The 9265-nt window shown below is 53.9% G+C and carries 15 protein-coding genes; 13 read left to right on the top strand and 2 right to left on the bottom strand.

Features of this window, described 5'->3' with window-relative positions; genetic code table 11:
* Positions 1 to 30 precede the first annotated feature (30 nt).
* Positions 31 to 225 carry a hypothetical protein gene (locus CQ009_RS13315; RefSeq protein ID WP_105706777.1) on the bottom strand — a complete coding sequence of 65 codons (195 nt, stop codon included), beginning with the start codon at positions 223 to 225 and terminating at the stop codon, positions 31 to 33.
* 29 nt (positions 226 to 254) lie between these two features.
* Positions 255 to 488, bottom strand: a complete 234-nt coding sequence (locus tag CQ009_RS13320) for a YdaS family helix-turn-helix protein (RefSeq protein ID WP_105706779.1) — start codon at positions 486 to 488, stop codon at positions 255 to 257.
* 103 nt (positions 489 to 591) lie between these two features.
* Between CQ009_RS13320 and CQ009_RS30210 the strand changes: the two genes are divergently transcribed.
* From CQ009_RS30210 to CQ009_RS13385, 13 genes are all read left to right on the top strand, one after another.
* Positions 592 to 1044, top strand: a complete 453-nt coding sequence (locus CQ009_RS30210; RefSeq protein WP_256585419.1) for a hypothetical protein — start codon at positions 592 to 594, stop codon at positions 1042 to 1044.
* Entirely contained in the window at positions 1028 to 1486 is a 459-nt protein-coding gene (locus tag CQ009_RS30395; RefSeq protein ID WP_371920142.1) for a hypothetical protein, read from the top strand. The genes CQ009_RS30210 and CQ009_RS30395 overlap by 17 nt, the downstream gene beginning before the upstream one ends.
* Positions 1483 to 2421, top strand: a complete 939-nt coding sequence (locus CQ009_RS13335; RefSeq protein WP_105706783.1) for a hypothetical protein — start codon at positions 1483 to 1485, stop codon at positions 2419 to 2421. Before CQ009_RS30395 ends, CQ009_RS13335 begins: the two co-directional genes overlap by 4 nt.
* A gap of 444 nt (positions 2422 to 2865) precedes the next feature.
* A complete protein-coding gene (locus CQ009_RS13345; RefSeq protein WP_105706787.1) occupies positions 2866 to 3744 on the top strand; it encodes a hypothetical protein in 879 nt (292 codons plus the stop codon).
* Between the two features lie 531 nt (positions 3745 to 4275).
* Positions 4276 to 4470: a hypothetical protein gene (locus tag CQ009_RS13350; protein WP_105706789.1), complete on the top strand. Its 195-nt coding sequence runs from the start codon at positions 4276 to 4278 to the stop codon at positions 4468 to 4470.
* A 400-nt stretch (positions 4471 to 4870) separates the two neighbouring features.
* The gene (locus CQ009_RS13355; protein ID WP_256585420.1) at positions 4871 to 5299 is read left to right on the top strand and encodes a hypothetical protein; all 429 of its coding nucleotides are present in this window, start codon (positions 4871 to 4873) and stop codon (positions 5297 to 5299) included.
* A 193-nt stretch (positions 5300 to 5492) separates the two neighbouring features.
* Positions 5493 to 5729, top strand: coding sequence for a hypothetical protein (locus CQ009_RS13360; protein ID WP_105706791.1), 237 nt, complete (start codon positions 5493 to 5495; stop codon positions 5727 to 5729).
* Positions 5726 to 5959, top strand: a complete 234-nt coding sequence (locus CQ009_RS13365) for a hypothetical protein (RefSeq protein WP_105706792.1) — start codon at positions 5726 to 5728, stop codon at positions 5957 to 5959. Before CQ009_RS13360 ends, CQ009_RS13365 begins: the two co-directional genes overlap by 4 nt.
* Entirely contained in the window at positions 5956 to 6150 is a 195-nt protein-coding gene (locus CQ009_RS13370) for a hypothetical protein (protein ID WP_077571970.1), read from the top strand. Before CQ009_RS13365 ends, CQ009_RS13370 begins: the two co-directional genes overlap by 4 nt.
* A complete protein-coding gene (locus CQ009_RS30215) occupies positions 6147 to 6272 on the top strand; it encodes a hypothetical protein (RefSeq protein WP_256585421.1) in 126 nt (41 codons plus the stop codon). Before CQ009_RS13370 ends, CQ009_RS30215 begins: the two co-directional genes overlap by 4 nt.
* A 156-nt stretch (positions 6273 to 6428) precedes the next feature.
* On the top strand, positions 6429 to 7556 hold the full coding sequence (locus tag CQ009_RS13375; RefSeq protein WP_105706794.1) for a hypothetical protein: 1128 nt from the start codon (positions 6429 to 6431) through the stop codon (positions 7554 to 7556).
* A gap of 55 nt (positions 7557 to 7611) precedes the next feature.
* On the top strand, positions 7612 to 8601 hold the full coding sequence (locus tag CQ009_RS13380; protein ID WP_105706797.1) for a RecT family recombinase: 990 nt from the start codon (positions 7612 to 7614) through the stop codon (positions 8599 to 8601).
* A complete protein-coding gene (locus CQ009_RS13385) occupies positions 8601 to 9263 on the top strand; it encodes a lambda exonuclease family protein (RefSeq protein WP_105706799.1) in 663 nt (220 codons plus the stop codon). Before CQ009_RS13380 ends, CQ009_RS13385 begins: the two co-directional genes overlap by 1 nt.
* The last annotated feature ends 2 nt before the right edge of the window (positions 9264 to 9265 follow it).

Consider the following 9265-nt stretch of genomic DNA (forward strand, 5'->3'; position numbering starts at 1 on the left):
GAGTCCCTGCTGGGTCCCTACGGTTTCACTTCAGGCAGCTCGGTCGTCGCGAATAGAATTGCCAACAAGACCAAGCAGCCATGACTTCAAGACCTCTCGGGCGAGTACCGCCTTTTTGGTGCCGTGAATTTGTGCCGCGCAGGTCAAAAGGTCTTCGAACTCTTCATCGAGCAAGACCTTGATCTGATTGACGTGCTTGTGGTTTTTCCGTGGTTCGTCTGCCATTGGTGAGGCTCCTTGGGTGTTCAAGTTATTCAGGCCGCCGCTGCCAGCTCTGGCCAGATGACGCTCCAGTCATCCGGGCGCAAAAGCTTCCTGGTCATGAGTCCAGAGGTCTCGCGCTCGAGAGATGCAGCAATGGCGGCGGATGCTTGCTTGTTGCCGTAGGCAATCTGTTTCAGGTAGCCACGGGTGGTTCCGGTTCGCTCAACCACCTCGTCAGAGGCGGTTTTGAGCCAGTCCAGGAGCTGGAGGTGTTTTGTACGCATCACGATTCTCCTCGTTGATGCGTCAATTATTACCGTCCAGTAATGAACAAATCAATACCAGTTGGTCATTTACCAGAAAGTAATGAAACTAGAGAATCCGTGAATGGAATTACGTGAAGTGCGCAGGCACAACCTGAAAAGGCTGATGGACAAACAATTCGGTGCGGGTGCGCGGGGCGCGCAATCTCGCCTGGCAGAAATGCTCGGCAAGCCGCAGAACTTTGTTTCAAGATGCCTCTCTGACCCTGCAAAGCCTGGGGCCAAGACGATAGGTGAGGATTTTGCTCGAGAGATCGAGGAAGTATTCGAGTTACCACGCTACAGTTTGGATAACCCAAACCTTGGCAGCGCGCCGGGCCCAGAAGATGATTTCCCCTTGGCCGAGGTGGTTGTTCGACCACGCTACCTTGACCAGAACTACGAAAAGGCGGCACCTGGCCTTCGACGCATCGCGGATGAGATTGCTAACCGCATACTCCAGATGCCGGAGGACCGGGCGCTTAAACTGAAGCAGGCTATAGAACTGCTGGTGCCCGCTGATGACGTCAAAAATTGACTACCCACCGCTATTGGGTCATGGGGTACATCCCTTTACCCCGCTCCAGCTACGCCAGCTAACCGTAGAAGCATTCCCAGATTCCAGGCGACGGCCTCCGTTACTCAGAAATTTGTTTACCTACCTAGACCGACTGTCGGCGACTGCCCTTGTTTTTGAGGTCTGGATTGGTGGCTCACTCCTCTGTCGGAAGCTGAACCCTAATGACGTCGATCTGATCATCGTGTACGACGCAGAATCCACCAGAAGACTCTCCCCAAAGGACAGGCTCCTGATCGCCCCTCTCCTGCATCCCAGATATGTTCTCAACCAGTACCAGTTGGACGTCCGAGGGGTCAGCTCGAGTGACGACAACGGTATTGCCTTTTGGTTGAATAAATTCGGTACGCAGCGAGACGACACCACCCCGCAGGGCCTGGTATCAGTGAGGCTAAAACCATGAAAGAGCAAGTAAACACAATCGACTGGCTTGAGCGCCAGCTTGCTCAGGTAAATACCTTTATCGAGCGAGACACTGCTCTTCTGAAAGAAGACCCAGACGACTTCGCTGTTGAGTTGTCTTTGAATTCTTGGAAGTTCGAGCGTGAATCACTCGAGGATGAGTTGCGACTTGCGAGAAGAGAACTTGTACCTAACTCGCTAGAGATTTTTTTTGCTCAAGATGATGGCTTATCGCTATCGAGCAAAGAAATAGATGACGCATTCCAAATATTGATTGACGATCTGATCAAAGCAATCTCCCTTGCAGATCATTTTAGATCGACAGGGAGAGGGCCTAATAAGGGACGCGGGAAGACACTCGATAAGGATTTACTCTTTTCTTATAAGAGAAAGGACAACGAAAACGAAAAATTCATTTTGTTTGAAAAAACAAAAAGGGAAACATCTGTATTAGGCCCGTTTGAGTGCGCAATATTAGGAATACTTAACACCCTAAATGCAGATACATATCACAAGCTATTTGAAAATTTTTTAACCATCGGATTGGATTGTGCAATCCAATTGCGTGACATGCTTGCAGCGCTTGACCGGCGAGGCCTTAGCCCTAGGTTCGCATGGGCATCTCACGATCACGCTTTGTTTTGGCATGGAGATGTGCAGCATTCAATAAAATCATTCGAGCGCTTATCAGTTGTAGAGAACATAAAAACAAGATCATTCCTGCTTACCGGCTCAATCATAAGAAGAGACGAAAGTGGAATTTTAATGAAGGTTAAAAACCACAATGGCCTTTTGAGAGTATTTTGCTCTGACATACAGCATCACAAGATATCAAATCCTGATGAGAGCAAAATAATCTCTATTGAAGTTGTTGAATACGATTTATATATAAGCAATGAAACCGAGAGATTGATTGCACTACATGCAGTCATTTAATAACAAGGCCCGGCAATCCCGGGCCTTGAATTTGAGTATGGACAACGTGGATGAATACATGGAGAAGTCTTGGCTTCTGGGGCAAGGCATGGGCCTGTGTTTGGACGATGTTCCTGGTGCTGGCGTCAGCCGAGTCTGACCTTAGCTGGATGGGGGGAGGCTCATCCGGCCGCAAGCGGGTTTTCAGTGCTGGCTTCGTTGTGCTCTGCACCCTCGTGGCTGTGGTTGAGCTGATAGCGCTGAACCATTTCTATAGCGGCAGATAAAACCCGGATGGGTACCTCGATTCGGAAACATGCATAAATCGGGTTATCGCCTGGTTCATCCGTTCGCTGTCATGAGCTGGCTAGCTCAAGTCATAGAGATCGAAAAACCAAACATGCGCGACATTAGGACTGTTTATACATACAGTTTTTGATGATTTTTTTGGAAAGGAAGCCTACGATGAACGAAAGCACCGACCTTTACACCGTTGACAGTCTTCTGATTCGTTACGAGGGAAAGGATGCAGATCGTCATGTCATTGACATGATGGCTCTGGGTGAATCAATGCAAGGATTTGGTCGAATCTACAGCGTCGTCGGCCATTTTGTGGCTACCGGGTCCTACGCCAAGCAGTGGCAAGCACTTGAAGTCAGGGCTTTTGCAACTGAGCCAAAGGCTAAGTGCTTTCAGTTAGCTGTTGAGCTGCAAAGCGTCATGCAGTCACAGCTAATGTCCGGCTTAGCCGGCAGTATCATTACCGCTATTGTCTCTTATATCGTTGCTAGGAATAGCAACAAGGGCGAAGAAATGAAGCATCTGAGGGAGCTGCTTGAAAAGCAGCTCGATTCACAAACTGGACGTAATGATAAGACTACGGACCGGTTGCTTCTGACTATCGAGAAACTTGCAGAAAGTTTGAGATCATCACTCAAACAAGCTGTATCCCCTGTCGGGCAGACGTGCCGCAGCATTGACATCATCCCGAGTCCGGAATCGGGAGCGCAGCCTATATCTATTGATCAGGCAACCAAAGACGCGATCCTTGCGGATGACGATGACGCGGAGCTCACAGGCCTTAAATCCTTTGTGGTCATCATCACGGAAATGGATAGAGAGCGAGGAACAGCGAAGGTCAGGCTTCTCGGACAGGATGGCGAGCCTGAAGCGGATGACGATGGAACGAGCCGTGTCAACGCCAAAATCACTGACCCTGCTTTTGAGTCGAGTGCAAATGTTTATATTCAACATTTTGCATCTGGTGAAAAGCTTGAAGTGCGGGGTAAGGCCAGCATAAAAGAGGGTGTGATCAGGCAGCTGTATTTATCCGATGCCGGCTGAGCCCCCCATATAGATTCATGCACCCGTTAATACCAAGCCCGGCCCAGCGCCGGGCTTCTTGTTTCTGCCCTCCCCGACCTGACCCATGGCCCGCCACTGAGCGGGCTTTTTTCGCGCTCGCCAAATTTTATTACCATGCGGTATTGACATAGAATATTACCGCACGGTAATTTGAACCATCGCAGCGACACACAGCCACTGCGAAGGGGCTCAACAGACCCACCGCTCTTTCACAATTTGGAATCTTCGCGGATCGATCCCCGGAAACGGGCATAGCGCGAAACACAAACTTCGATCTCCATGCAGGCTCTGGAACCTGCCGGACTCCCCATATGGGAGGACGCCAAACCATGCAAGCCAGCCGGCGAATAACACCGAACACGAAATGTGTGACGCCGGCCAGGTGGGGAAACCGCGGCGCCGAGCATGGGATGGAAATCGAACCAGGGCAATTTTTGCCATAGTTCAAAAACAGATTTCACTGGCTGGCCTTGGCGACAAGGCCAGACGGGAAATCAACCGGAGACGGATATGGGAAACAACGACCTGAAGGACGCAGAGCAAACTCTGCAGCGACTCGCCGCCGCCTTAAACAAAGCGCTCCGGGAGTATGCGAACCACGGGATGAGGGTAGATATGGATGTCGTGAGCAGTTCGATAATCGGATGTGTTTCGGTGCCTTCGGTTTTGCTGAATTGCAGCATCGCCATCCGCAACCTCGACTGAACAACCAGCGCCACGACAGCCTGTCGTTAACTGCCCGATCCTCTCTATGAGAGCGCATCGGGGTGTGATCGGAGCGTGCCCAAGTGGGCTGCAGCGCTAGGATCGCAAAGACCCGTGAATGTCCTGAGCCGGTATGAGCGAGACGGCCAATACTACAAACGCGGCGGGAACCAAGCAGGGGTAGCGCCCTGGTGTTCCGATCACACCCCGATGCGGACGAAACTGCGGCCTATAACCGCCCACCTGCATCAAATCCCAGAATCGGTTGTTATCGAGCGCTGGCGAATTGAACACGGCCGTGGAACTCGGCGCCGGAAACGTAACCGGCAGCTCCGCAAGCTTGAGATGCTCCTAGCGGCATGGTCAAATAAGTAATGGCCTTTTGCTACGGTAATCTCAGTTGAAACAGAATCGCGGAATAATCATATTTTTCTCGGCAATGACTTTGCTCTTTATCTTGGTACAGGTATGGCATGCGAAAACCGTTCCGGAAGAGAAAGTGCAGGAGCGGGAACGACAGCTCAAAGGTCTCGCGCTCATCATGAGTGTTCAGTCCGGAAAAGCATCTGATGATTCGACTCGCGTCGACTCGGTGACCTACAGCGATGAGGTCATGCGTATGTCTTACACACTCACAAAAGTAGCGAAGGACGAAATCGATACCGATGAGTTCACCAAGGACGCTAAAGCGCTTGCAGTCTCTGCATTCTGCAATGAAAAAGGTTTAGGACAGTTCGTAAAAACGGGTCTTTCCATAAACCTTCTGTACAAGGATTCAACCAGCTCACCGATAGTTGAGTTTCAGATAGGCAAGTCCGACTGCCTCTGAAGACTGCCCACTGAAGCCCGCCTCTCTCGCGGGCTTTTTTCTGCGTGTCGTACCGCAATGAGTCCGCGCAGCTAGTCATCAATCTCCCCGACCAATCCCGAATGCACTCCCCTTTGCGCCCAACGGCAACCAGCGGAGCGGATGAGTGCATCCGAGTTTTGTTGGATCAACACCCGCCACCACGGAGGCGATCATGGGAACCAGCTATGCAGACAGTGCGCAGGCCCGAGAGTGGGACAGGCGCTACGACGACTGGGGGCGCCCGAAAGCGCCGCAGGTCGAAGACTTCCACGACTACGAAGCTGCCGCTCTTCAACGCACTCAGCATCAGAAGTTGATGGCGGCGCAGGAGTTTATAGACCGCAAGGCGCGGGCCACGCGAGTCGCTGCAGCGGTGGTCGCCTACGGCGAATTCTGGGGGCTGAAATGAACGTTCAGCAGCGTGACCACCAGACGGCGATCACTTGGATCGAGGGCGAGATCAACAACATGATCAAAGACCTCGGACAGCCCAACGCCAGCGCCGCCGCAACATCTGCGATCACCCTCGCCTTTCTGCTTCGCGCAATTGATAACGATGAGCACCGGCATTTCCGGGCGCGCATCGATCAGATCTACGCCTCCTACAACGCTTCGATCACGCAAGGAGTTGCAGCATGACAACGCCACCGGTAAAAACGCTGGTTGATGAGCAGCTCGACGACATCGAGCGCCGCATCGCGATACTCGGCTTCGGCCTGCCCTTCAACGAAGTCATCGGCCGCAAACGCGAGGATCTGGTGGACAGCCTCCCGCAGCGCCTGTCGGTCACCATGAAAGGCGGACGCATCGCAGTGAGGGCTCGACCATGAATCTCGTCTACTGGATTCTCGTTGCGGTTCTGGTGGCCGGTGCAGGCGCTTACGGCGTCGTTCGCGATGGCCAGGGCACTTGCCAGGTACCGCGCTCCACCACCTACCACGTGTTCCGATGACCAGTCTTCAGCGGGCGCGCCGCACCCTGATTCGGCGAGGCTCGTTTCGAGTCATCGCGCTTTACACCTTCCTGATGCTGCTCAGCGCCCTCGCCGACCGCGTCACTCAATAACCAACACCACCACAAGCTGCGCCTGGCGCGGCAAGGAATCGTCATGTCCGCAAACGCCAAACAAGCCGCCGTATCGACCGACCTCGACACTAGCGAAACCAGCGACACAAAGAACTCTATTGCTCCTGCGGTTGCCGCCACCGACATCGCCGAGTATCGGCCGCATGAGGAACAGATCGTCCGTTTGGAAACCAGTTACGCGAAACTCGTCGTTGACTGCTCGACCAGTGAAGGACTGGCAAATGCCAAGGAAGTACGAGTAGACATCCGCGACGTGCGCTATGCCCTGGCAAACACCACCAAAACCGCGCTTGTTCCGTATCAGCAAAAAGTCAAAGAGGCCCAGGCTCGCGTCAACCAGGTGAAGGAATTTGGCGAGGCGCTGAAGGATCGAGTTCTAGCGATTGAAGCGCCTGTCGACGAAGCCATCAAGGCCGAAGAAAAGCGCATTGCAGACGCTAAAGCCGAACGCGAGCGCATCGAAGCTGAGCGCGTCGAGGCCATCCGAGCAAAAATCACCCGATTCAGCTCAGTCGCTGCTGCATACGCAAGCCGTAGCGCCGCAGACGTTGCGAACGTGCTGCTGAACGTCAAGGAGTCGGTAATCCTGCCAGAGGAATACGCCGAGTTTGAAGCTGAAGGCACCATCGCCCGTGACAACGCTATTGAGCAGCTCGAAACACTGCACAGATCTGCCGTCGAGCGCGAAGAGGCTGCCGCAAAACTGGCGGCCCAGCAGAAAGAGCTCGATGAGTTGCGCCAGAAACAACGAATTGCCGATGAAAACGCAGAGAAAGAACGCCAAAGGATCGCAGCGGAAGACCGCCAGCGCATTGCTGATCAGCAGGCAGAACTCAACCGGCAGCGCGAGCAACTGCAACGCGATCAAGACGCCCAGCGTTTGAAGGACGAGCAGAACCAGCGTGACCAAGAAGAGCTTGCCCGCTTGCGCGCCCAAGCTGCCGCACCGGCCCCAATCATTGCAGCGGTAGCGCCGCTGATCGAAGAGAAAGTCGAGGTCGCACCTATCAACACTCCGGCGATCGCTGCTGAATTGGACGACGTGACCACCACCGCGCCACCGGTCGAAGACATCGTCGAGGTCGTCGCACTGGGCTTCGACGTAAGCGTCGACACGGCTCGCGCCTGGCTTCGTGCAATTCGCTTCTAACCCTTCCCTTCCCCTCTAAAGGTCGATGAACAAATCGTCAGCCAAGGAGAGCGCAATGAACGACTCAGACACTCAAGCAGCGACCGGCCTTGCCACTTACCAAGATCCGTCCCACAACGCGGCTGCACTCATTCTCGACCCGGGCACCATGAAGTCGATGAGCGACCTCGCACTGATGATGTCGAAGGGCGTGACAACTGTGCCCAAGCATTTGAAGGGCAATCAAGCTGACTGCATGGCGGTCGTCCTGCAGGCCATGCAGTGGCAGATGAACCCGTTTGCGGTTGCTCAGAAGACATTCATCGTGAACGGCGGTGCACTCAGTTATGAGGCGCAGCTCGTAAACGCAGTGATCACCGCCAAAGCACCTGTCAAAGGACGCCTCAACTTCGAATGGTTCGGCAACTGGGAAAACGTCATCGGAAAGATGCGCGAAGTGACCAGCCGAACCAAGAAGGACGAGGACACTGGCGAGTTCAAAAAATACCGCGTTCCGGGGTGGAGCTTCGACGACGAGAAAGGACTCGGTATCAAGGTCTGGGCAACATTCAAAGGCGAAGAAGAGCCGCGTACCTTGGAGCTTCTGCTAACCCAAGTTCGCACTCGCAACTCGACACTTTGGGCGGAAGATCCGAAGCAGAAAATCGCCTACCTGGTAACGAAAAAATGGGCGCGGCTCTTTTGCCCGGACGTCATCCTTGGGGTCTACACGCCCGACGAGTTCGAAGACTCCTACGGTGGCGAAATCGATATCACACCTACGAAGCAAGCCTCAAACACCGCTGCCGCAGCCGAAGTGTCTTTTGGCCCAAAATCCCCATCACCGGAAATCGACGGTGTATTCGCTGACCTGCTGGTCGTTGCGAAGCGACAGGACATCGATGCATATGCAGCGGCTTGGGCAGGTCTCAAGCCTAAGCAGCGTGCAGCGATCGGCTTGGAGTGCCACGAAGCACTCAAGAGCATGGCGGCAACCGTTGATGCTGACTTCACCAACATGACTGGCCCCGGCGAAGACCTGTCGCAGGTCGAGGAAGCGGCGTAGTGAGAACGGAACTGCAAGGTACTGAAAAGTGGCATTCAGACCGATCCGGTCGAGTGACAGCCAGCCGCTTCAAAGACGTAATGGCTTGGGGAAAACCTGACAAGCATGGGAAGCGCGAGCCGATGGGCGCGCGGACCTCCTACATGCGCGAGCTGTGCTTCGAACGACTGGCAAAGAAGTCCAAGCACAACGTCAGCAGCGCTTCCATGAAGTGGGGTCACACAGAAGAGCAAAAGGCTCAGGACGCCTACGAGATGCTGACCGGCAACATTGTCGTGCCGTCGGAATTCATCGTTCACCCGAAGTATGACTGGCTCGGCTGCTCGCCAGACGGCCTGATCAACGATGACGGTGGCACCGAGTCAAAGTGTCCTTTCAACGAGGCGATCCACGTCAGGACTTGGCTGGAGGGCATGCCCGAGGAACATATGCCGCAGATTCAGGGCTGCATGTTCGTGACGGGCAGGCAATGGTGGGACTTTCTGTCCTTCGATTCCCGCCAAGACGAGGAGTGTCAGCTCTATATCGAAACGATTTACCGCGACGAAGACTACATCGCCAACCTGCACAGAGAGCTCGTCCAATTCAACCTGGAGCTGAATCGCATGGTGGATGAGGTCGCGGACAAAGCACGGGCACAAGCCCATAGATTAGGAGCTTGAGC

The sequence above is a fragment of the Pseudomonas sp. MYb2 genome, from assembly GCF_002979955.1.
Lineage (GTDB): Bacteria > Pseudomonadota > Gammaproteobacteria > Pseudomonadales > Pseudomonadaceae > Aquipseudomonas.